24 protein-coding genes are annotated in these 22,410 nt (G+C 63.7%); 17 read left to right on the plus strand and 7 right to left on the minus strand.

The genetic code is table 11. The annotated features are described in order from the left end of the window. The first annotated feature begins 18 nt into the window (after nucleotides 1-18). Complete coding sequence (gene moaB, locus V1292_RS15620; protein ID WP_334373625.1) at nucleotides 19-582, plus strand: molybdenum cofactor biosynthesis protein B; 564 nt, start codon at nucleotides 19-21, stop codon at nucleotides 580-582. Here moaB and V1292_RS15625 read toward each other — a convergent pair. The 3 genes from V1292_RS15625 to V1292_RS15635 form a co-directional block, all read right to left on the minus strand. Beyond that, nucleotides 557-712, minus strand: coding sequence for an RSP_7527 family protein (locus tag V1292_RS15625; RefSeq protein WP_334373626.1), 156 nt, complete (start codon nucleotides 710-712; stop codon nucleotides 557-559). The genes moaB and V1292_RS15625 overlap by 26 nt on opposite strands. Continuing rightward, nucleotides 709-1,629 carry a bifunctional helix-turn-helix transcriptional regulator/GNAT family N-acetyltransferase gene (locus tag V1292_RS15630; protein ID WP_334373627.1) on the minus strand — a complete coding sequence of 307 codons (921 nt, stop codon included), beginning with the start codon at nucleotides 1,627-1,629 and terminating at the stop codon, nucleotides 709-711. The genes V1292_RS15625 and V1292_RS15630 overlap by 4 nt, the downstream gene beginning before the upstream one ends. A gap of 153 nt (nucleotides 1,630-1,782) precedes the next feature. Next, nucleotides 1,783-2,355, minus strand: a complete 573-nt coding sequence (locus V1292_RS15635) for a glycosyltransferase (RefSeq protein ID WP_334373628.1) — start codon at nucleotides 2,353-2,355, stop codon at nucleotides 1,783-1,785. Between the two features lie 190 nt (nucleotides 2,356-2,545). Here V1292_RS15635 and V1292_RS15640 point away from each other — a divergent pair, with 190 nt between their 5' ends. The 5 genes from V1292_RS15640 to V1292_RS15660 all read left to right on the plus strand — a co-directional run bounded on the left by V1292_RS15640 (nucleotide 2,546) and on the right by V1292_RS15660 (nucleotide 7,277). After that, nucleotides 2,546-3,706, plus strand: a complete 1,161-nt coding sequence (locus V1292_RS15640; protein WP_334373629.1) for a PA0069 family radical SAM protein — start codon at nucleotides 2,546-2,548, stop codon at nucleotides 3,704-3,706. A gap of 49 nt (nucleotides 3,707-3,755) precedes the next feature. Next, nucleotides 3,756-4,205: a VOC family protein gene (locus V1292_RS15645; RefSeq protein ID WP_334373630.1), complete on the plus strand. Its 450-nt coding sequence runs from the start codon at nucleotides 3,756-3,758 to the stop codon at nucleotides 4,203-4,205. A 60-nt stretch (nucleotides 4,206-4,265) separates the two neighbouring features. Beyond that, nucleotides 4,266-4,841, plus strand: a complete 576-nt coding sequence (locus V1292_RS15650) for a GNAT family N-acetyltransferase (protein WP_334373631.1) — start codon at nucleotides 4,266-4,268, stop codon at nucleotides 4,839-4,841. 60 nt (nucleotides 4,842-4,901) lie between these two features. After that, on the plus strand, nucleotides 4,902-5,693 hold the full coding sequence (locus tag V1292_RS15655; protein ID WP_334373632.1) for a ribonuclease HII: 792 nt from the start codon (nucleotides 4,902-4,904) through the stop codon (nucleotides 5,691-5,693). Between the two features lie 78 nt (nucleotides 5,694-5,771). Next, entirely contained in the window at nucleotides 5,772-7,277 is a 1,506-nt protein-coding gene (locus V1292_RS15660; protein ID WP_334373633.1) for a glycosyltransferase family 39 protein, read from the plus strand. A gap of 89 nt (nucleotides 7,278-7,366) precedes the next feature. Here V1292_RS15660 and V1292_RS15665 read toward each other — a convergent pair whose 3' ends face one another. Then, nucleotides 7,367-8,203 (minus strand): uracil-DNA glycosylase, encoded by an 837-nt coding sequence (locus V1292_RS15665; protein WP_334377058.1) that lies wholly within the window; start codon nucleotides 8,201-8,203, stop codon nucleotides 7,367-7,369. A 133-nt stretch (nucleotides 8,204-8,336) separates the two neighbouring features. Between V1292_RS15665 and V1292_RS15670 the strand changes: the two genes are divergently transcribed. The 3 genes from V1292_RS15670 to V1292_RS15680 all read left to right on the plus strand — a co-directional run bounded on the left by V1292_RS15670 (nucleotide 8,337) and on the right by V1292_RS15680 (nucleotide 12,953). Beyond that, entirely contained in the window at nucleotides 8,337-9,995 is a 1,659-nt protein-coding gene (locus V1292_RS15670; protein ID WP_334373634.1) for an electron transfer flavoprotein-ubiquinone oxidoreductase, read from the plus strand. Between the two features lie 264 nt (nucleotides 9,996-10,259). Then, entirely contained in the window at nucleotides 10,260-12,041 is a 1,782-nt protein-coding gene (locus V1292_RS15675) for a tetratricopeptide repeat protein (protein ID WP_334373635.1), read from the plus strand. Between the two features lie 27 nt (nucleotides 12,042-12,068). Further along, nucleotides 12,069-12,953: a 4-(cytidine 5'-diphospho)-2-C-methyl-D-erythritol kinase gene (locus V1292_RS15680; RefSeq protein ID WP_334373636.1), complete on the plus strand. Its 885-nt coding sequence runs from the start codon at nucleotides 12,069-12,071 to the stop codon at nucleotides 12,951-12,953. 99 nt (nucleotides 12,954-13,052) lie between these two features. On the opposite strand, the gene V1292_RS15685 is transcribed toward V1292_RS15680, so the two are convergent. Then, nucleotides 13,053-13,682, minus strand: a complete 630-nt coding sequence (locus V1292_RS15685; protein WP_334373638.1) for a LysE family translocator — start codon at nucleotides 13,680-13,682, stop codon at nucleotides 13,053-13,055. Between the two features lie 152 nt (nucleotides 13,683-13,834). Beyond that, nucleotides 13,835-14,845: a polyprenyl synthetase family protein gene (locus V1292_RS15690; RefSeq protein WP_334373639.1), complete on the minus strand. Its 1,011-nt coding sequence runs from the start codon at nucleotides 14,843-14,845 to the stop codon at nucleotides 13,835-13,837. A 133-nt stretch (nucleotides 14,846-14,978) separates the two neighbouring features. Here V1292_RS15690 and V1292_RS15695 point away from each other — a divergent pair, with 133 nt between their 5' ends. The 7 genes from V1292_RS15695 to V1292_RS15725 all read left to right on the plus strand — a co-directional run bounded on the left by V1292_RS15695 (nucleotide 14,979) and on the right by V1292_RS15725 (nucleotide 21,391). Further along, nucleotides 14,979-15,206: a putative signal transducing protein gene (locus V1292_RS15695; protein ID WP_334373640.1), complete on the plus strand. Its 228-nt coding sequence runs from the start codon at nucleotides 14,979-14,981 to the stop codon at nucleotides 15,204-15,206. Further along, complete coding sequence (locus tag V1292_RS15700) at nucleotides 15,199-15,960, plus strand: tRNA1(Val) (adenine(37)-N6)-methyltransferase (protein WP_334373641.1); 762 nt, start codon at nucleotides 15,199-15,201, stop codon at nucleotides 15,958-15,960. Before V1292_RS15695 ends, V1292_RS15700 begins: the two co-directional genes overlap by 8 nt. Before the next feature lie 249 nt (nucleotides 15,961-16,209). After that, complete coding sequence (locus V1292_RS15705) at nucleotides 16,210-17,115, plus strand: S49 family peptidase (protein WP_334373642.1); 906 nt, start codon at nucleotides 16,210-16,212, stop codon at nucleotides 17,113-17,115. 232 nt (nucleotides 17,116-17,347) lie between these two features. Beyond that, nucleotides 17,348-17,539: a hypothetical protein gene (locus tag V1292_RS15710; RefSeq protein ID WP_334377059.1), complete on the plus strand. Its 192-nt coding sequence runs from the start codon at nucleotides 17,348-17,350 to the stop codon at nucleotides 17,537-17,539. Between the two features lie 211 nt (nucleotides 17,540-17,750). Then, nucleotides 17,751-18,686 (plus strand): glycine--tRNA ligase subunit alpha, encoded by a 936-nt coding sequence (locus V1292_RS15715; RefSeq protein ID WP_334373643.1) that lies wholly within the window; start codon nucleotides 17,751-17,753, stop codon nucleotides 18,684-18,686. After that, a complete protein-coding gene (gene glyS, locus V1292_RS15720) occupies nucleotides 18,686-20,785 on the plus strand; it encodes a glycine--tRNA ligase subunit beta (RefSeq protein ID WP_334373644.1) in 2,100 nt (699 codons plus the stop codon). The genes V1292_RS15715 and glyS overlap by 1 nt, the downstream gene beginning before the upstream one ends. Nucleotides 20,786-20,788: 3 nt before the next feature. Further along, nucleotides 20,789-21,391 carry a class I SAM-dependent methyltransferase gene (locus tag V1292_RS15725; protein ID WP_028346929.1) on the plus strand — a complete coding sequence of 201 codons (603 nt, stop codon included), beginning with the start codon at nucleotides 20,789-20,791 and terminating at the stop codon, nucleotides 21,389-21,391. 217 nt (nucleotides 21,392-21,608) lie between these two features. Here the strand turns inward: V1292_RS15725 and V1292_RS15730 are convergent, their stop codons facing one another. Continuing rightward, nucleotides 21,609-21,965: a DUF1236 domain-containing protein gene (locus V1292_RS15730; protein ID WP_334373645.1), complete on the minus strand. Its 357-nt coding sequence runs from the start codon at nucleotides 21,963-21,965 to the stop codon at nucleotides 21,609-21,611. Nucleotides 21,966-22,206: 241 nt separating this feature from the next. Here V1292_RS15730 and V1292_RS15735 point away from each other — a divergent pair, with 241 nt between their 5' ends. Next, complete coding sequence (locus tag V1292_RS15735) at nucleotides 22,207-22,362, plus strand: DUF3096 domain-containing protein (protein ID WP_082637306.1); 156 nt, start codon at nucleotides 22,207-22,209, stop codon at nucleotides 22,360-22,362. The last annotated feature ends 48 nt before the right edge of the window (nucleotides 22,363-22,410 follow it).

Genomic DNA, 22,410 nt, shown 5'->3' on the forward strand with positions numbered 1-22,410 from the left:
GACACGGAGAAAGCGCAAATGTCCTCCATCGACGAAACCAAACAATTCGTGCCGCTCAACATCGCGGTGTTGACGATCTCGGATACCCGCTCGCTGGCGGACGATAAATCCGGCGCCACGCTGGCCGACCGGCTGACGACGGCCGGCCATCATCTTGCCGCGCGCGAGATCATCGTCGACGACGTCGACGCGATCCGCGTCGTCATCAAGCGCTGGATCGCCGATCCTAGTGTCGATGCTATCATCACCACCGGCGGCACCGGCTTCACCGGCCGCGACGTGACGCCGGAGGCGGTCGAGCCGCTGTTCGAAAAGCGGATGGATGGCTTTTCCATCGCCTTCCACATGCTGAGCCATGCCAAGATCGGCACGTCGACGGTGCAGAGCCGTGCCACCGCCGGCGTGGCGGGGGCGACCTTCATCTTCTGCCTGCCGGGATCGCCGGGCGCTTGCCGCGATGCATGGGACGGCATCCTCGCCGCCCAGCTCGACTACCGCACGCGCCCGTGCAATTTCGTCGAGATCATGCCGCGGCTGGATGAGCATCTACGGCGGCCTAAAGCCCAAGGCGCTTCAGCCTGACCAGCAGCGTCCATAGCTTACGCCACATGTTGCGATAGGCTTCGGCGCGCAACAGACGCGCGCGCTCGATGTGGAAATCGATGAGTTCTGGCGTCACGCGCCGCGGACAATCGCGACGCGCGGGCTTCACAGGTCCAGCTCCCAGGTTTCGCCGACGAGATCGACGCCAAAGCTATGGTGCGGCTCTTCCTTGACGCGACGGAAGCCCGCAGCCTGATAGATGCCTCGCGCGGCGACAAGGATGCTTTGGGTCCACAGCGTCATTTTCTTGTAGCCTTTCTCGCGCGCCGCGCGGATGCATTGCTCGACGAGCGCGCGGCCGACGCCGAGCCCGCGCGCCTTTTTCTCCACTAGCAACAGCCGCAGTTTTGCGACGTCATCACTGCCCTTCACCAAAAAGATCGAGCCGAGCGGCTCGCCGCCTGCTTCCGCAATCCAGCAATGCTCCCGCGAAGCGTCATAGGTCTTGATGAATTGCGCGCAGATCTCGGCGACCAGTGCCTCGTAGCTGATGTCCCAGCCATACTCCTCGGCATAGGCCTTTGCCTGGCTCGAGATCACCCAGCCGATGTCGCCGGGTCGATGGCTGCGCAAGAGAAAGGCGGCTGGCTTCTCCGTGGGCCGTTCCAGTGCCCGCTCGATCGTCGTCATCGCCTGCACGACAGCGGCGCGCTGACTGTCTTCGAGCGAAGCGAGCAGGCTTCCGACCTCCTCGCGCGAGCGGCGCTCGAGCTCGGCAGAGGCGACGCGGCCTTTGGCGGTCAGCGAGAGTTCATTGACGCGGCCGTCGTCCTTTGACGGTTTTCGCGTCACGATCTGGCGGCGCTGCAGCGCCTGCAGGGTGCGGCTCAGGAAGCCGGGATCGAGGCCGAGCTCGCGGGTGAGGTCGGTGGCGGTGCAGGCCGGGCGATGCGCGATCTCGTAGATGATGCGCGCTTCCTGCAGCGTGAACGGGCTATGCAGCAGCTTCGGCTCGATGATGCCGAGCTTGCGCGTATAGAAACGGTTGAAGGCGCGAACGGCCGCGACTTCTTGGTCGGAATTCATCTGGGACCTCGGGCACCTCGATATTTGCCATTGTCAAAGAGATATTTGATTTTGGCAAGTATATTTTCATGAGGGAGGCGCCCGGCTCGTCCGGCTTCTACTTTGCATGGGGTTGTTTTCGATATTTTGTGTCCGGGCCTGCGGCGTATCGCTTTAGGCAACGACCGTGATCCGGCTGCGCAACTGGGTGCGCGCCGAGCGACCAAGCTGGCGCAGCAGCCGCGTTTCGGAGCGGCGGGCGTCCGGCCGGTAGCCGCCAAGCCGCTCATAATGATCGCGCGCGATCAGGAGCCCCTGTTCCGCCGATGGCCCGGCGAGCATGCGGGCGACGAATTTGAAGCCGTCGCGCAGCCGCGTCTCGGCATAGGGCGAGCGGGCATAGCGAAATACTCCGGCACGCGGCCGTCCGCTGTTCGATACGTTCTGGATGAACTGCGCGGTCTCTTCGATCCAGCCGCTGTCGAGCACCGCGCCGGCGTGCAGGAACATCAGCCATGGCGAGCGCGCCGCCCGCGCGCCGGCGGCCAATGCCGCGGCGCGTGTCCCTTCAAACCTCAGAAAGCGGCAACCGGCCACGTCTGCCACCCGTTCGATCACGCCATTGCCGGCCCGGTCGACCAGTATCACCTCGCGGATGACGCCGGCTGCGGCTCCCGGCACCAGCGCCGCCAGCGTGGCGACGGCGGGCTGTTCTATTCCTTCGGTCGGGATGATCACGCTCAACATGAGTGAGGTTTTCGATGGCTCAAACGGTGAAAAACGCTGCACAGTTATCATCTTGTCATAATCAAAACAGCCATTTGCATGCAGATTTTTGCGGCATCGGGCGCCGGCGCCGTCGCCGATGTCTGCGCTTCCTGTGAGTTGTTGCCGAAGATGTTCTTGATTTGTTCTTCGTGCGTGCTATGTTCGCTTCATGAGCCGAGCATCCTCTCATGCCCTCAAGCACCCGCCGGTCACGGCGCCCTCCGAGCCGGCGGGTGCGACACCTTTTCCCGACATCGCGGTCGCCATCGAACGCCAGCGGCGGCGCGGCCGCGGCGCGCAGTCCAACGACAGCGGCCGGTTCGAAGCCGAGGCGCGGGTCGCCTTCGACGATGGCTGGCAGAGTCTGGACGACCTGCCGCCGTTCAAGACCACGGTATCGCTCGATACCTCGCGCAAGGTCATTACCCGCAACGACTCGCCCGACATCGGTTTCGACCGCTCGATCAATCCGTACCGCGGCTGCGAGCACGGTTGCGTCTACTGCTTCGCGCGACCGACCCACGCCTTTCTCGGCCTGTCGCCCGGGCTCGATTTCGAATCCAAATTGCTCGCCAAGCCGGACGCGCCGGAATTGCTCGAGAAGGAGCTGGCGGCACCCGGCTACGAGCCGCGCATGATCGCGATCGGCACCAACACCGATCCCTATCAGCCGATCGAGCGCGAGCACAAAATCATGCGCGGCATTCTCGAAGTCCTCGATCGGGCCGGTCATCCCGTCGGCATCGTCACCAAATCGGCGCTGGTGACACGCGACATCGACATTCTGCAGCGAATGGCGAAGCGCAATTTGGCAAAGGTCGCGATTTCCGTGACCACGCTCGATCCCAAGCTCGCCCGCACGATGGAGCCGCGCGCCTCGACGCCGCCGAAGCGGCTGGAGGCGCTGCGGCAATTGTCGCAGGCCGGCATCCCCGCCACCGTGATGGTCGCACCCGTTATTCCCGCGCTGAACGATTCCGAGATCGAACGCATTCTCGATGCCGCGGCTCACGCCGGCGTCAAGGAAGCGAGCTACGTGCTGCTGCGGCTGCCGCTCGAGGTGCGCGACCTCTTTCGCGAATGGCTGATGGCGAATTATCCCGACCGTTACCGTCACGTCTTCACCCTGATCCGCGACATGCGAGGCGGGCGCGACTACGACTCGCAATGGGGTACGCGGATGAAGGGCACCGGCCCGATGGCCTGGATGATCGGGCGGCGGTTCGAAATCGCCTGCGAGAAGCTCGGCCTCAACAAGCGGCGTGCGAAACTGACGACTGATCATTTCGTCAAGCCGAAGCGGAACGGACAGCAGTTGAGTTTGTTCTGATCGTCATTGCGAGCCGTTGGCTCCTCGCAATGACGGGGAGGAGACTCACATGAGTACAAGCAAGCCAGTCCCCCGGTTCACGGTCATCACGCTCGGCGTCAGCGACATGCGCGCCAGCATCGCCTTTTATGAGGCGCTCGGCTTTGCCCGAAAAATGCACGCAACCGGTGAGGCCGTCGCTTTCTTCGACACCGGCGGCACGGTAATCGCGCTGTTCCCGTGGGATCAACTCGCAGGCGATGCCAAGCTGCCGGATCAGCCGCGGCCGAAATCCTTTCGCGGCACGACGCTCGCATGGAATTGCAGCTCTACCAAGGAGGTGGAAGCTGCGCTCGATTTCGCCGTCTCCTGCGGCGCGTCGCTGTTGAAGCCCGCGGACAAGACCGACTATGGCGGCTATTCCGGCTATTTCGGCGATCCCGACAATCACGTTTGGGAAGTCGTGGTGGCGCCCGGCGTCGAGGTCGGCGAGGACCGGCGGGTGCATCTGCCGGATTAAACGCGCGACGTTGCGGCAGCGCCACTTCTCTCCGCCGGTGAATTGCCGTATTGCGGTTTGATGCACCAGCAGCCCGCGCCAGCGTTGGAAGAGCAGCCGCTCGTCATTCTGACAACGCCGCGCCTGATTCTGCGCGCTGCGGCTGAAAAGGACATAGCGGTCCTGCAGGATTTGATTCTTGGCGATAGCGATGTGATGCGCTTTGCATTTGCCGGAGCGCCGATGGCAAGGGACGCTGCCGAGGATTTCATTCGGCGATTCTTCACCTTCGGTGGCAGCCCCACGGGGATGGCGGTTCTGGCCGAAAAGCCTGCGGGTGAAATCATCGGCTTTGCCGGCTTGTCCCCATGCGACGCGTTGGGAACTGACGATTTTGAGATTGGCTTCGTCCTTGCGCGCCGGGCATGGGGCAGGGGGATCGCAACCGAAATCGGGAAGGCGCAGCTTGCTTTCGGGTTCGACCAACTCAAATGCAGCAGATTACTTGGACTGGTCGATCCGAGAAATGCGCCATCCATTCATGCCCTCGAGAAGCTCGGAATGCGTCACCGGCAGACGATTGCAGAGCCCAAGCGCGGCAGCCGGAGCGTTTATGTGATTGAGGCCGGGGAGTGGCGACGAGGTCACGCTGAATAATGGGAATTGTGCCGGGTTCCCGGTTGCGCGCCGCCGCGCGCTGGCGCACGAATCCCGGCCATGATTCGGGACAAGTCCACCAAGAAATCTGACGGGAAATCAGCCAGGAAAGCCGGCAAGGAAGAGGCCGAGCTGCCCAAGGGCGTGATCACGCTTGCCCCGCCGAGCTTTCGCCGCGAGCGGGCGCTGATCAAGCGCGGCGTCTGGCCCGTCGCCGGCTGCGACGAGGCCGGGCGCGGTCCGCTGGCGGGTCCGGTGGTAGCGGCCGCGGTCATCCTCGATCCCAAGCGAATCCCCAAAGGCATCGACGATTCCAAGCGGCTGACGCCCGAACGCCGCGAGGAACTGTTCGAGGAGATCTGCGCCACCTCGTCCTTTTCGGTCGCCTTTGCCTCGCCCGCGCGGATCGACCGCGACAATATCTTGCGCGCTTCGCTCTGGGCGCTGGCGCGCTCCGTGCGCGCGCTGCCCGAAATGCCGAAGCATGTGTTCGTCGACGGCCGCGACAAGATCGATGCGCCCTGCGACTGTGACGCCGTGATCGGCGGCGACGGCATCGTCATGTCGATTGCAGCAGCCTCGATCATCGCCAAGGTGACGCGCGACCGCCTGATGAGCGCATTGGCGCTGGATTGCCCGGGCTACGGCTTCGAGACCCACAAGGGCTACGCGGTGCCGGAACACCGCGAGGCGCTGGACCGGCTCGGCCCGAGCATCCATCACCGCCGGTTTTTTGCACCCGTCATTGCCGCGCGGCTGAAGCATTTCCCCGAGACAGTTGAAGAGTCGGTCGAACCCGACCTCTTCACCGTGGATGAAGAGATTACTTCCGATATCTCGGTCACGATCTGAGATCGGTTGCCTCGACGGCTCCTGCGCTCTATCAACCGTCGGGGGACAGGGCTGCCCGGCCCGGCATTCGGACGTTTCATGCGCTTCACCTCGCTCGTTGTCGAACTGATCCGCGCCCGGCCGCGGCTGGTGGTCTGGCTCGTTGTGTTGGTCCAGGCCGCAATTTGGCTAATCCTGCCGATGCTGCTGTACCGCAGCCCGCCTGGTGATCTTGCGACCGTGCTGGCCTTCGGCCGGGAATACCAGGTCGGAACATGGCTCGGTCCGCCGTTGGCGCTCTGGCTCGCCGACATCGCGTTTCGCGCCGCCGGCAACCATATGTTCGGCGTCTATCTTTTGGCGCAGGTCTGCGCCGTCGTCACCTTCTGGATCTACTATCAACTGGGCCGCGCGATTGTCGGCGGGCAGCAGGCGGTGCTCGCGGTGCTGCTGTCGATGACGGTGGTGGCCTTCAGCTCGCCCGGCGTCGAGTTCGGCCCGCTGGTGCTGGCGCGCCCGCTATGGGCGCTGCTTTTGCTGCACTCCTGGCAATTGATCGGCCAGAACCGGCGCAACGCCTGGTTCGCCTGGTCGATCGAGGCCGGGCTTTTGCTGCTGACAACGCCGGCCGCGCTCGGATTGCTGCTGCTGCTCGCCGGATTTGCCGTTGCCACCGCGCGGGGGCGGCGCGTGCTGATGTCGCTCGATCCGCTCTATGCGCTGCTCGTGATCGCCGTTCTGGTCTTGCCCTATCTGATCTGGTTGCTCCGCGCCGATGCGCTCGCGATGCCGCCGTGGCCCGCGATCTCCGATCTCGGCGGGCGCATCCTGCAATGGGGCTGGCTGCTCGTTGGCCTCGTGCTCGCAATGTCTGCTATCGTGCTGCTGGCGATCCTCAACTCCGGCCGGTTCGCCCGCCATGCCGGGGAGGCGCCGATCATCTACCGGCCGCCGGTCGATCCGCTGGCGCGCTACTTCGTCTATTTCTTTGCGCTTGCGCCGGCGCTGCTCGGAAGCCTGATCGCGGGCATCTTCAACCTCGATCATGTCGTCGGCGGGGAGGGCGTCGCCTTGTTGATGTCGGGGCTCGCCGTAATCGTTGCGAGCGGGGATCTGATCCATCTGCGGCGCCAGCGCCTGTTGCGGACGGCATGGGCGGCGGCGGTCGTCGCGCCTGCCTTGGTGACGATTGCGGCCACGCTGTTTTTGCCGTGGACCGCGAACGAAGTGCCGACCTCGCTGCCGGCAAAGGCGATTGCGCACTTCTTCGGCGACAGCTTCGAGCGCCGGACCAACCAGCGCCTGCGCGCGGTGGCCGGCGATCCGCAATTGGCAAGCTTCATCGCCATGAGCAGCGGGCGCCCGCATCTGTTGCTCGATGCCACGCCGGAACGAACGCCCTGGCTGTCGGTCGCGAAATTCAACGAGACCGGCGGCGTTGTGGTCTGGCGCGCCTCCGATACCTCGGGTGCGCCGCCGCCCGACATCGCGCAACGCTTTCCCGGCCTGGTGCCGGAAGTGCCGCGCGCCTTCGAATGGATGGTGAACGGCCGCCAGCCATTGCTGCGGATCGGCTGGGCGATCGTGCGGCCGAAGGCGCCGTAGCTCATCCCTCGTGGTGAGGAGGCGCGGAGCGCCGTCTCGAACCATGAGGCCCGCGGCCCATCCTTCGAGACGCCCGCTCCGCGGGCTCCTCAGGATGAGGGGGAACCTCGTTGCTCCAGCGCCTTTGCGATCGCGCGCAGGTCCTGCCAGGACATCCGCTTGTAGGACGGCGAGCGCAACAAATAGGCCGGGTGGAACGTCGCCATGGCGCGGATGGAGCGGGTGCCGGTGTCGTAGTCGAACCATTTGCCGCGGGTCTTCATGATGCCATCGCGGGTCGACAGCAGCGTTTGCGTCGAGGGGTTGCCGAGCGTCACCAGTATGTCGGGGTTCACGAGTTCGATCTGCCGCTGGATGAACGGCAGGCAGATTTGCGTCTCCTGCGGCGTTGGCGTTCGGTTGCCGGGCGGCCGCCAGGGAATCACGTTGGCGATGTAGGCCTTGCTGCGGTCCAGTCCGATTGCCGCGATCATCCGGTCCAGCAACTTGCCGGAACGTCCGACGAAGGGCAGGCCCTCGATGTCTTCGTCGCGTCCGGGTGCTTCGCCGACGAACATGATGCGCGCCTGCGGGTTGCCGTCGGCAAACACCAGCCGCGTCGCGGTGTTTCGGAGCGCGCAGCCCTCGAAAGTTTCCAGGAGCGTGCGCAGCGCTTCCAGTGTCGGCGCCGTTCGCGCCGCTTCGCGCGCGAGAGCGGTGGCGGCTTCCGGCGCGGGCGCTATTTCGCTGCGCGGAACTGCCTGCACCGCGGCGGGCATTTCCCTGACGGGGCGGGGTGGCGCAGTCTCGCGGACAGCGATGGGGGCAGCAGGGGTGTCGGCCTCGGTCAGCCGATCGACTGGTTCCTCCATCAACGCGCAATCGACCCCGGCCTCCAGATAAAAAGCCAGCAATTGCCTGACATTAGGTGTGGGTTCGGGGATCAAATCCATGATGCCAATCTAATACGGATCGAGCCGGCGTGAAACGCCTCGCATTGCATTTCCATGGTTGTCCTCCCCGCAAAAATCGGAAACAACGAGCCTTTAGAGCCGTTCTCAATTGGGCTGAGATCAGATCATGAGTGCAGAAGAACTTCCTCCCCGCGAATCCATGGAATTCGACGTCGTGATCGTCGGCGCCGGGCCGTCCGGCCTCGCTGCGGCGATCCGGCTGAAGCAGCTCAATGCCGATCTCAGCATCGTCGTGGTGGAGAAGGGTTCCGAAGTCGGCGCGCACATCCTGTCGGGCGCGGTGATCGATCCGGTGTCGCTCGACAAGTTGATTCCGGATTGGCGTGAGGACGCCGATTGCCCGCTCAAAACCCAGGTCAAGGACGACCGCTTCTACTGGACCACCGCGACCAGCGCGATCCGGCTGCCGAATTTCGCAATGCCGCCGCTGATGTACAATCATCACTGCTATATCGGCTCGCTCGGCAATGTCTGCCGCTGGCTGGCGCCGAAAGCCGAGGCGCTCGGCGTCGAAATCTATCCCGGCTTTGCCGCGGCCGAGGTGCTGTATGACGATAACGGTGCAGTGCGTGGCATCGCCACCGGCGACATGGGCATCGCCAGGGACGGCAGCCACAAGGATTCCTACACCCGCGGCATGGAACTGCTCGGCAAATACACCCTGTTCGCCGAAGGTGCGCGCGGCAGCCTGAGCAAAGAACTGATCGCGAAATTCTCGCTCGACGCGAAAAGCGAGCCGCCGAAATTCGGCATTGGGTTGAAGGAAGTCTGGGAGATCGATCCCGCCAAGCACCAGAAGGGCCTGATCCAGCATTCGTTCGGCTGGCCGCTCAACAATAAAACCGGCGGCGGCTCGTTCCTCTATCATTACGACGACAACAAGGTGGCGGTCGGTTTCGTCGTGCATCTCAATTACGACGATCCGTATCTCTCGCCATTCGACGAATTCCAGCGCTTCAAGACGCATCCCGCCATCCGCCCCGTGTTCGAAGGTGGCAAGCGTATCTCCTACGGCGCGCGCGCCATCACCGAGGGCGGCTATCAGTCGGTGCCGCGGCTGAGTTTCCCGGGCGGTGCGCTGATCGGCTGCGCGGCGGGCTTCGTCAACGTGCCGCGCATCAAGGGCGTGCACAACGCGATGGGCAGCGGCATGCTCGCGGCGGAACACGTTGCGGCGGCGCTCGGCGCCGGCCGCGCCAATGACGAACTGGTGGAGTACGAAAACGCCTGGCGCGATTCCGCCGTAGGTCGAGACCTGCACCGGGTCCGCAACGTCAAGCCGCTATGGTCGAAATTCGGCACCATCATCGGCGTGGCGCTGGGCGGCTTCGACATGTGGTGCAACACGCTGGGCTTCTCGCTGTTCGGAACCCAGTCGCACGCCAAGTCCGACCGCAAGACGCTGGATCCGGCCAAGGCGCATGCGCCGATCGCCTATCCCAAGCCGGATGGCAAGCTCACCTTCGACAAGCTGTCCTCGGTGTTCCTCTCCAACACCAACCATGAGGAGGATCAGCCGGTTCATCTCAAGGTCGCCGACATGAACCTGCAGAAGACGTCCGAGCACGATGTCTATGCCGGTCCGTCGAACCGCTATTGCCCGGCCGGCGTCTATGAATGGGTCGAGGAGGCCTCGGGTCCGCGCTTCCAGATCAACGCCCAGAACTGCGTCCACTGCAAAACCTGTGACGTGAAGGACCCGAACGGCAATATCAACTGGGTTCCGCCGGAAGGCGGCGGCGGGCCCAATTACCAGGGCATGTAAGAGGCCGTATAGACCACGATTGCGTGAGCTGGAGGAGGGTGATACCGCCTCCGGCCACGATACCGCCACAGTAAAAGCGTTTCCGGGTTGGGCTGGCTAAATCGGAGCCCTAGGGGCCTATCTGCCAATCGATTCGCCAACCCGTATCCTTGCGGTTGAAGGCCAAAAGCGGCATTGTCGCTGCCTGAGATGCCGCCGCTTGGGTTTGCATTCGAGACCGATCGTAACGATCCCGCCATACATCCTGGAGCTAGGCGAACTGTGATGCTTTCCACTCGTATGAATCGTTGGACCATCGCCGCAATTACTGTTGCCAGCCTGGCCGCGCCTGGCGTGGCCTGGGCGCAGACGCCCGAACATACGGCCGACAACGCCGCGCAATTCCCCACCAAATCCGATCTGAAGTCGCTGACGACGGCAGGCAGCTATCTCGCCGCGCGCCATGCCAGCGTCGAGCGCGATGCGGCCTCGGCTGCGGCATTCTATCGCTCTGCGCTGCGCACCGATCCGAAGAACAACGAACTCCTGGATCGCGCCTTCATCTCTTCGCTCGCCGATGGCGACATCGATGAGGCGGTCAAGCTCGCCGATCGCATCCTGACGATGGACAAGGCGAACCGCGTTGCGCGGCTGGTGGTCGGCGTCCGCGACCTCAAGCAGAAGAAATATGCGGCCGCGCAGCTCAACATCAACCAGTCGATCCGCGGGCCGATCACCGACCTGGTGGCCACGTTGCTGTCGGGATGGGCGAGCTACGGCGCGGGCGATGCCAAGACCGCGGTTGCCAATATCGACAAGCTGACCGGCCCCGAATGGTATCCGATCTTCAAGGATCTCCACACCGGCATGATCCTGGAGATCTCGGGCAAGGACAAGGACGCCGGCACGCGGTTCGAGCGCGCCCACAAACTCGACGATTCGATGCTGCGTGTATCCGACGCCTATGCGCGCTGGCTGTCGCGCAACAAGGATGGCGCGGCGGCGGCCGGCATTTACGAAGCGTTCGACAAGAAGTTGCCGCGGCATCCGCTGGTGCAGGAAGGTCTGCGCGAGACCCGGGCTGGCAAAAAGATGGCGGCGCTGGTCGATTCGGCGCAGGCCGGCGCGGCCGAGGCGCTGTACGGCATCGGCGCCACGCTGACCCGCCGCGGCGGCGAGGATCTGGCGCTGGTCTATCTGCAACTCGCGCTCTATCTGCAGCCCAATCATCCGCTGGCGCTGTTGTCGCTCGCCGATCTCTACGAGTCCGTGAAGAAGCCGCAGATGGCGATCAAGGTCTACGAGCGCATGCCGGCCAGTTCGCCGCTCAAGCGCAACGCGCAGATCCAGCTCGCCACCAATCTCGACGCCGCCGACCGCAGCGAAGAGGCGATCAAGATCCTCAAGGGCGTCACCGCGGAGGCGCCGAAGGACATCGAAGCCATCATGGCGCTCGGCAATATTGAGCGCGGCCGCAAGAAGTTCAACGATTGCGCCAATACCTATACGCTCGCGATCGACGCGATGCCCGGCGTGACGGACAAGAACACCTGGGTCACTTACTACTATCGCGGCATTTGCGAGGAACGTTCCAAGCAGTGGAGCAAGGCCGAGGCCGACATGCGCAAGGCGCTCGAGCTGCAGCCCGAGCAACCGCATGTCCTGAACTATCTCGGCTATTCCTGGATCGACCAGGGCATCAACCTCGACGAAGGCATGAAGATGATCCGGCGCGCCGTCGACCAGCGCCCCGATGACGGCTACATCGTGGATTCGCTGGGCTGGGCGTTTTACCGGATCGGCAATTTTGAAGACGCGGTAAAGCATCTCGAGCGTGCGATCGACCTCAAGCCGGAGGATCCGACCATCAATGACCATCTCGGCGATGCCTATTGGCGCGTCGGGCGGACGCTGGAAGCCAAATTCCAGTGGGCCCATGCCCGCGACCTCAAGCCCGAGGCAGAGGAATTGCCGAAGATCGAAGCCAAGATTGCCAACGGCCTGCCCGAAGACACTTCCTCTGCGGCTTCCGCCGACAAGAAGAAAGAAGACGGTAGGGGTGGCTGAGGCAAGGACTTTGGGGGCTGTTCGGCAATGCCGCTGTTGAATGACATTGCGCGCGCCAAGGTCAACCTGACCTTGCGGGTGAATGGCCGCCGTGCCGACGGCTACCATGATCTCGAAAGCGTGGTGGCGTTCGCCGACTGCGCCGACCGGCTGACGCTGACGCCGGGTTCGGATCTGGATTTGAAGATGTCGGGACCGCTGGCGCAGGCCTGCGGCGAGACCTCGGACAACCTGGTGCTCAAGGCCGCGCGCCTCTTGGCCGAGCGCGTACCGGACATGAAAGCCGGCAGCTTTACGCTCGACAAGGTCTTGCCGGTCGCGGCCGGAATCGGCGGCGGTTCGGCCGATGCCGCGGCGGCGCTGCGGTTGCTTGCGCAGTCGAACGGGCTCGCGCTCGACGATCCCCGCATCGTCGAGGTCGCGCAGCTGACCGGCGCTGACGTGCCGGTCTGCGTCAACTCACGCGGCTGCGTCATGACCGGCGTCGGCGAAACGCTGCAGCCGCTCAGTCTGCCGAAGATGCCGTGCGTGATGGTCAACCCCGGCGTTGCCGTCGCGACCCGCGACGTTTTCAATGCGCTCGGCCTGCGCACCGGCGAATTGCTGGTCGGCGTCACCGACGTCCTGCTGCGGGACCGGTGGCCGGACGAGAAGGCATCGCTGGAAGATTGGGTTGAAGCGCTCGCCGCCAGCTCCAACGATCTGGAAGCGCCCGCCATGCGTGTTCAGCCCGTGATCGGCGAGGTCATCGCAGCGCTCAACGCGACCAACGGCGCCTGGCTGGCACGGATGTCCGGCTCCGGCGCCACCTGCTTTGCGATCTATGAGAACACCGTCGAAGCCGGACGCGCGGCAGAGCAGATCCGGCGCGATCACCCCGGATGGTGGGTGCATGCGGGAACGCTGAGCTGAAGGCATTTCGTAGGGTGGGCAAAGCGAAGCGTGCCCACCATTCCCAGCGGAGTGCTGATGGTGGGCACGGCGCAAGAGCGCCTTTGCCCACCCTACGGGCTAGCTCGCAGGCCGTCGTGCCAGCGCCAGCGAAATGCCGAGGCCCGCGATGAACAGCCCCGAGCCCTGTCGCAATCGTTGAAGCACATTCGGTCTGCGCGTGAGACTACCGCGCGCGGTGGCGGCCATCATCACCACGATGATATCGACAAGCGTGTTCAGCGCGACCGAGATCAGGCCCAGCGCCATGAACTGGAGCGCCGGATAGCTGCCGGCCGGGTCGAGGAATTGTGGAATGAAGGCCAGGAAGAAGGCCGCGGTCTTCGGGTTCAAGGCTTCGACCAGCACGCCTTCCCGGAACGCCCGTTGTGTACCGACCGCGATGGCTTGCTGCGGCAGCAGATCGCGCGCCTCGCGAAATGTCTTGATGCCGAGCCACACGAGATAGATTGCGCCGGCGAATTTGAGCGCGGTGAACAGCTCAGCGCTGGCCAGGATGAGCGCCGAGACGCCAAGCCCGCCCGCGATCACGTGCACGAGCCCGCCGAGCGCAGTCCCGAATGTCGAAGCGATACCGGCGCTCTTGCCGCCCGACAGCGTCCGCGCGGCGACGTAGAAGATGCCGGGACCGGGGACAGCGGCGATGATGAGTGCGGCCAAGAGGAATAGCGTGAAGCTGGTGCTGTTCATTAATCGCCTTTGTAGGGTGGGCAAAGCCAACGGGTCGCGCGAATGCGCGCCCGATGACAGGCTCCGCGTGCCCACCAAAGCATGTCCTCAAAACGGGTGAAGTTGGTGGGCACGGCGCAAGAGCGCCTTTGCCCACCCTACGCGGGCGCAGCTCAATGCGACCTTGCCAGGCAGAACGCCACGACCTGTTCGAGTGCGGTTTTCATCGGCGAGGCCGGGAATAGCGCGAGCGCGTCGACGGCCATTGCGCCGTAATGCTGGGCGCGGCTGATCGTGTCCTCCAGCGCGCGGTGCTTGGTCATCAAGCCGATGGCGTGATCGAGATCGCTGTGGCCGATCTCGCCACGCTCCAATGCCTTGATCCAGAATTGCCGCTCGCTGTCATTGCCGCGACGGAACGCCAGCACCACCGGCAGCGTGATCTTGCCTTCGCGGAAATCGTCGCCGATGTTCTTGCCGAGTTTCGCAGCCTTGCCGCCATAATCCAGCACGTCGTCGACGAGCTGGAATGCGATGCCGAGATTCATGCCGACCGAGCGGCATGCGGTTTGCTCGGCCTTCGGCCGGTTGGCGATCACGGGTCCGACTTCGCAGGCGGCGGCGAACAGTTCGGCGGTCTTGCCCCTGATCACGGCGAGGTATTCGTCCTCGGTGGTCGCGGTGTTCTTGGCCGCCGCAAGCTGCATCACTTCGCCTTCGGCGATGGTGGCCGCGGCCGAGGAGAGAATGTCGAGCGCACGCAGCGAGCCGACCTCGACCATCATGCGAAAGGCCTGGCCGAGCAGGAAGTCGCCGACCAGCACGCTCGCCTCATTGCCCCACAGCATCCGCGCCGACAGCTTGCCGCGGCGCAGCTCGCTCTCGTCGACCACGTCGTCATGCAAGAGCGTCGCGGTGTGCATGAACTCGACTGCGGCGGCGAGCTTGATGTGGCCGTCGCCGGAATAGTTGGAGAGCTGGGCCATCGCCAGCGTCAGCATCGGGCGCAGACGTTTGCCGCCGGATGAGATCAGGTGGTTGGCGACTTCCGGAATCATGGTGACTTCCGATCCCGTGCGCGACAGGATCGTGGCGTTGACCCGCTCCATGTCGGCGGCGACCAGCCCGACCAGCGCATCTATCGAAGCGTTCGACGGGCTTTCGAAGGGTACAATAACCGCCACACGGGTCTCCAATTTTGGCCAATTCGCACTATCCTTATTCTACAATAGAAAGTGCCGGCAATCGCGGCAAGGGCACGTAACGGTTGACAGACCCCGTGCCGTCGTCGCATCGGGGCAAAAAGGAGAACACCACTTGCGGGAATTGGTCAGGACCAACGATATCGTGCTGGTTTCTGCGATCGGCGCGCTGCTCGACGGCGCCAATATCCATCATCTGGTGCTGGACCAGAACATGAGCGTCATCGAGGGATCGCTCGGCATCCTGCCACGCCGCATCCTGGTTCATGAGGACGACAATCGCGCAGCCCGCCAGTTGCTGGCCGACGCCGGTCTGGCTCACGAATTGCGCCCCGATGACTGACCTCGAACTCACCGAGGATGCGTTTCTCGGCGGGCAATTGCGTTTGAAGCAGCTGAAATCGGGACATCGCGCCGGTCACGATGCAGTGCTGCTGGCGGCGGCGACCGCGGCCCGTCCGGGCGACCGCGTGGCCGATCTCGGCGCCGGCGTCGGCGTCGCGGGGCTTTCGGTTGCCAGGCGGGTGGCCGGCGTCGATCTGGTTCTGGTCGAGATCGATGCTGTGCTGGCGGGCCTTGCGCGCGCCAATGCGGAGGCGAATGCGATTCTAGCCAGTGTGATCGTGCTTGACGTGGAGGCCGATGCCACAGCCTTTGCCGCTGCCGGACTCCTTCCTGACAGCGTCGATGCGGTGCTGATGAATCCGCCCTTCAACGACCCGGCGCGGCATCGCGTCTCGCCGGACACGGCACGCGGGACCGCGCATATGGCGACCGCAACGACGCTCTCGAAATGGATTCACGCGGCGCGGCGCATTCTCAAATCGAAGGGAGCGCTGACGCTGATCTGGCGTGCCGATGGAATCGCCGAGGTGCTCTCGGCGCTCGATCACGGTTTCGGGAGCCTGCAGGTGCTGCCGGTTCACGGTGACGCACGGGGGCCTGCCAATCGCATCCTGGTGCGCGCCACCAAGGGTGGGCGGGCACCGACGCAAATCCATCCCGCCCTGATGCTCAATGACGAGCAAGGTCAGCCCCACAAAAGGGTGCAGGAGATTCTGGCCGGGAAGGGAACCTTGCCGCTCGCGAACCTGTAAAGTCGGCCCGCAACTCCCAATTACTCGCTACTGCGGAAGCGTCTCTGACTGTTGTTTGGGCGCCGACGTAAAATGAATCGCGGTCAGAAGGCTGCCGATGAGCATTATCAGCAGGTAGATTTTCATGTCAGTCTCCGCTGCGCCATTGCAGTCTCTCGTCTGCAATGCAAAAGGCATTCCTGCCAAAAGGCGTTCCGGCCTTTCCAATGACATTGGCGTGATAAAAAATGGTTAATTCGAGGTAACGGCATGAGTGAACAATTAAGTGATCGCACGGGATTGCCGGGCCTCATTGACGGGATGAAACGATTCATTCCGGCAAAATTCCGGCGAGACGCTGCGGTCGTTCCGGTGGTTCGCCTGTCGGGCGTTATCGGTGCGGTGACGCCATTGCGGCCGGGCCTGACGCTGGCCGGCATCGCCAAAACGCTCGAACGCGCGTTCGCCACCCGACACGCCAAGGCGGTGGCGCTGGTGATCAATTCGCCCGGCGGCTCGCCGGTGCAATCACGTCAGATCTATTTGCGGATCAGGCAGCTTGCTGCGGAAAAGAAACTGCCGGTGCTGGTGTTCGTCGAGGACGTCGCAGCATCCGGCGGCTACATGATCGCCTGCGCGGGCGACGAGATATTCTGCGATCCGTCCTCGATCCTCGGCTCGATCGGCGTGGTCGGCGGCAGTTTCGGCTTTCAGGACTTGATCAAGAGGATCGGTGTTGAGCGGCGGCTTTACACGGCAGGCGAGCACAAGGCGATGCTGGACCCCTTCCTGCCCGAAGACCCAGATGACGTCGCCCGCCTGAAGACGCTTCAGCGCGAGATTCACGCCATCTTCATCGCGCTGGTCAAAGGCAGCCGCGGTGCGCGCCTCAAGGGGGCCGATGACGTCCTGTTCACTGGCGAGTACTGGGCGGGCGAGAGGTCGGTGTCGCTCGGCCTTGCGGACAAGATCGGCGATCTCCGCTCGACGCTGCGCGAGCGCTATGGCGACAAAGTGCTGACGCCCGTCATCGTGCCGGCAAGCGGGATGCTGGCCGGGCTCTTGGGCCGCAGATCGCCGGGCGCGGGCTCGCTGGCCGACGGTATCGGGGGATTGCCGGATGACCTGATTTCGGCGCTGGAGACCCGGGCCATTTGGGCCAAATTCGGGTTCTAGAGCGTTTTCAAGCGAAAGCCTGCCCCGGACTTGATCCGGGGTGGACACCGGCTCGCGTCAAGAAAACGCGTCAAAATAAGAAGCCAGAGCCCGGTTCTGATTCAATCAGAACCGGGCTCCAGGCTGGGCGCACCCGCGCCATTTAGTCCCAAAAGCACAATTGCGGCGCAGGCCGGCTTCGGCGAGAATGTAATCCATTGGGGGCTGACACGTGAACGACAAGGATCGACCGATGCCGCCGCTGATCGCATTCGCAGGTGCCCTGGGAGGGCTCGCCGTGGTCCGCTGGGCCTACAAGACTGCTGTCCGTATCAACAGGGAACTCGAAGAGGCACGGCTGGCGCGCGTCGCCGAGGCCACCCGGACGGCCGATATCCCGACGCTGCGCCGCGACCCCGTCACCGGCGCCTACCGGCCGGGTTGACCTGAAACGCGTCATGCCCGGGCTTGTCCCGGGCATCCACGCCCTTGGCTCACCAATAAGGAAGAACGTGGATGGCCGGGACAAGCCCGGGCATGACGGAGAGAGCACGAACTGTCGCGCTTTGGCATCCCGGCATCGCCTTGATTCCCTGCCCCTACGCCGATACGGTCCCGCGCACTTCAAACCCCCCTTCGCGAGACCGATTCTGCTGATGGACGCTTTGCCTGCCCATATGCGCCCGGAACGTTCGTTCCAGGGCTTCATCCTTGCTCTCCAGCGGTTCTGGGCGGAGCAGGGCTGCGTGATCCTGCAGCCCTACGACATGGAAATGGGCGCAGGCACCTTCCATCCGGCGACGACGCTGCGCGCGCTCGGGCCGAAGCGCTGGAATGCGGCCTATGTGCAGCCCTCGCGCCGGCCGAAGGACGGCCGCTACGGTGAGAACCCCAACCGGCTGCAGCACTATTATCAGTTTCAGGTGATCATGAAGCCGTCGCCGTCGAACCTTCAGGACCTCTACCTGAAGTCGCTGGCCGCGATCGGCATCGATTCAGGGATCCACGACATCCGCTTCGTCGAGGACGATTGGGAAAGCCCGACGCTCGGCGCATGGGGGCTGGGCTGGGAGTGCTGGTGCGACGGCATGGAAGTCAGCCAGTTCACTTACTTCCAGCAGGTCGCAGGCGTCGAATGCGCACCGGTTTCCGGTGAGCTCACCTACGGGCTCGAGCGGCTTGCGATGTATGTTCAGGGCGTCGACCGCGTCTACGATCTCAACTTCAACGGCCGCGAGGGCGCCGACAAGGTCACCTATGGCGACGTCTTCCTGCAGGCCGAGCAGGAATATTCGCGGCACAATTTCGAGCACGCCGATACGGCGATGCTGTTCGAGCAGTTCAAGATGGCCGAAGACGCCTGCAAGAAATATCTCGCAACCGGATGGAAGGAGGGCGGCAATCAGAAGGAGCATCTGATGGCGCTGCCGGCCTATGACCAGTGCATCAAGGCGAGCCATGTCTTCAATCTGCTCGATGCGCGCGGCGTGATTTCGGTGACGGAGCGGCAGAGCTACATCATGCGCGTGCGCGAACTGGCAAAGGCCTGCGGCGAAGCCTGGGTTCACACCGAAGCGGGCAGGGCGGTCTGATGCCTGATCTTCTGCTGGAACTGTTTTCCGAAGAAATCCCCGCGCGCATGCAGGCGAAGGCGGCGGACGATCTGCGCCGCATGGTGACCGACAAGCTCGTCGCCGAGGGCCTGGTCTATGAAGGCGCGAGAGCCTTCGCGACGCCGCGGCGGCTGGCGCTGACCGTGCACGGCGTTCCGACGCGGCAGTCCGACCTCAAGGAAGAGCGCCGCGGCCCACGCGTCGGAGGGCCCGATGCCGCGATCCAGGGATTTTTGAAGGCGACCGGTCTGACCAGGATCGAAGACGCCAAGATCCAGACCGACCCGAAGAAGGGCGACTTCTACATCGCCCTGATCGAAAAGCCGGGCCGCGCCACCATCGATGTGCTCGCCGAGATTCTGCCGGTCATTATCCGAACCTTCCCGTGGCCGAAGTCGATGCGCTGGGGCGCGCGTTCGACCAAATCGGGTTCGCTCTCCTGGGTGCGGCCGCTGCACTCGATCATCGCGACCTTCGGTCCGGAGACCGAAGAGCCCGACGTGGTGAAATTTGCCGTCGACGGCATCGAGGCCGGGCAGACCACGTTCGGCCACCGCTTCATGGCGCCGTCGGCGATCCCGGTGCGCCGCTTCGAGGATTACGAAGCCAAGCTGAAGGCGGCCAAGGTCGTGCTCGATCCGCAGGCGCGCAAGGACATCATCCTGGCGGATGCCAAGGAGTTGGCGTTCGCGCAAGGGTTTGAGCTGGTCGAGGACCAGGGGCTCTTGGACGAGGTCGCCGGCCTTGTCGAGTGGCCGGTGGCGTTGATGGGATCGTTCGACGAGGAATATCTCACGATTCCGGACGAGGTGATCCGCGCCACCATCCGCAACAACCAGAAATGCTTTGTGGTGCGCGATCCCAAGACGGGGAAGCTCGCCAACAAGTTCATCCTCACCGCCAATATCGAAGCGACCGATGGCGGCAAGGTGATCGTTGCCGGCAACGAGCGTGTGATCCGCGCGCGGCTGTCGGACGCAAAATTCTTCTACGAGACCGACCTGAAGACGAAGCTGGAAGACCGCCTGAAGAAGTTCGACCAGATCGTGTTTCACGAGAAGCTGGGCACGCAGGCCGAACGCATCAAGCGGATCGAACGGCTGGCGGCCGAGATCGCGCCACTGGTCGGCGCCGACGTCGCGAAGGCCAAGCGCGCCGCGCATCTGGCAAAAGCCGATCTGTTGACCGAGGTCGTCGGTGAATTCCCCGAGCTGCAGGGCCTGATGGGCAAGTACTACGCGCAGGCGCAAGGTGAAGACCACTCTGTCGCCGCCGCGAGCGAGGACCATTACAAGCCACAGGGGCCGACTGATCGCGTACCGAGCGATCCGGTAAGCGCGGCCGTCGCACTGGCCGACAAGCTCGATACTCTGGCGGGTTTCTGGGCGATCGACGAGAAGCCGACCGGCAGCAAGGACCCCTATGCATTGCGGCGAGCAGCGCTGGGTGCAATCAGGCTGATCGTTGACAATACGCTCCGGCTACCGATCCTGAACGTGGCGAAGTCGGCATTGGCTGGTTTGCCGGAAAAGAGCGACGCCGAGGAGCTTCCGGGCGACCTCCTCGCTTTCTTCGCCGACCGCCTGAAGGTCCAACTCCGCGATCAGGGCGCGCGCCACGATCTCGTCGATGCCGTGTTTTCGCTCGGTGGCCAGGACGACCTGCTGCTCATCGTCCGCCGGGTCGAGGCGCTCGGCAAGTTCCTCGACACTGATGACGGCAAGAACCTGCTTGCAGGGACCAAGCGCGCGGGTAACATCCTCTCGATCGAGGAGAAAAGGGACAAGCGCACGTTTGACGGTGCGCCGGATGCCGGGCTCTACGCGCTTGCTGAAGAAAAGGCGCTCGCCAAGGCGATCGACCAGGTCAAGAGCGAGGCCGGAGCCGCAGTGCAGAAGGAAGATTTCGCAGCCGCGATGAGCGCGATGGCGAAGCTGCGGCCTGCCGTTGATGCGTTCTTCGACAAGGTCAAGGTCAACGATGATGAACCTGCCGTGCGCGAGAATCGACTAAAGCTTCTGAACGAAATCCGCGCGGCGACCCGCGCGGTGGCGGATTTTTCCAAGATCGAAGGCTAGACCATGGATCCTCAGACGCTCGCCGCTTATGACCAGGATGCGGCGGCGTTCGCGAAGGACTGGCTCGGCCAGCCGGCGCCCGTCGACCTGCAGGAAGTCGTCGAACGATTTTTCGTGCGCGGCGGCAATTCGGCCGATATCGGCTGCGGCTGCGGCCGCGAGGTCGCCTGGCTTCACACCCACGGCTTTTCGGCGGTGGGCTTCGATGCCTCGGAGGGCCTGCTCAACGAAGCGCGCCGGCGCTATCCGTCGTGCAAGTTCGCGCATGCCGAATTGCCCGATCTGCGCGGCATCGGGACGTTCGATAACGTGCTGTGCGAAACCGTGATTATGCATCTCGACCGCAAGGAGATTGCGGCATCGGTCCGCCGCCTGCTCGATATCGTCAAGCCCAGCGGCATTCTCTATCTGAGCTGGCGCGTCACCGAAGGCGCCGATCAGCGCGACGCGCAGGGACGGCTTTACGCGGCGTTCGATCCGGCGGTCGTGCAGGCGGAGCTGAAGGCCGCGACCGTATTGCTCGACGAAGAGATCGTCAGCGCCTCATCGGGAAAGAAGATTCACCGGCTGGTGGTGAAGAAGCCTGGATTGGAAATCAGGGAGTAGCTGTAGGGTGGGCAAAGCGAAGCGTGCCCACCATTCACACCCACGATCCGGATAGATGGTGGGCACGGCGCAAGAGCACCTTTGCCCACCCTACAGGACTGCACCGCGCAAAAAAGACCCCGCCCGGAGGGGACGCCGGGCGGGGCTTCTTGTCCGGTCGTATCTCGCGCACATCCGCTTGCGCGGCGCCCGGACCAATCGTTCAGGCTACTGAAGGTCAATCGACCACCTGAACGATGCGACGCGAACGCGGTTCGACCAAGATCGTCTGGCCGTTCACCACGGTGTAGCGATAGGGCGTCACCCCGAACGATTGCGGCACGTCGTAGTAGGTCACGCCGGCTTCCGGCAGCACGGTGCCAACCGTCACACGCTCGGAAATCGTGTAATTCGGCACGCGTTCACGCACGATGTATTCGCGGAAGGCCGGACGCACGTCGGGCGAGATGCCTTCATGCTCACCGATGACGACCGTGCTGCCGCCGCCTGTGCCGATCGTGGTCTGCGCCTGAGCTGCGATCGGGACCGCCATCGCGCCCGCGATCGCCGCAATGGCAATTAGTCTGTTCCGCATAGTGAACTCCTTCGCGAGAAGAGGTGCCGGCTTTCGCCAGCACACACAATGCGGGCCAATTCATCCCGTGCGGCATTGTTCCGGAAAAAGCGCGGCCTCATTCGCGGCATTTCTGGGGAATTGTTGCGGAGGTTGGAACCCATTGAAGCGGTTGAGCGTCTTGCTATTCCCGAACCGCGCCAGCGGTTAAGTTGCCGCCCTCGATTCGATTTCTTCCCACCCCGATCATCCGGAGATTTCAATGACCATCACCGCCACGCATGTTCCTGCGATCGTTGCTCTGCTCGCCGGGATTTTCATCCTGATCATGCCGCGGCTGCTCAACTACATCGTCGCGATCTACCTGATCTTCGTCGGCCTGGTGGGTCTCGGCGTGCTCAAGATGTTCAAGTTCTAGCACTGGAAAGCGGGGTTTCGCGGCTTGCGCGGAACCCCTCAAAATGGT

Origin of the sequence: Bradyrhizobium sp. AZCC 1719, assembly GCF_036924525.1 — a bacterium.
GTDB lineage: Bacteria > Pseudomonadota > Alphaproteobacteria > Rhizobiales > Xanthobacteraceae > Bradyrhizobium.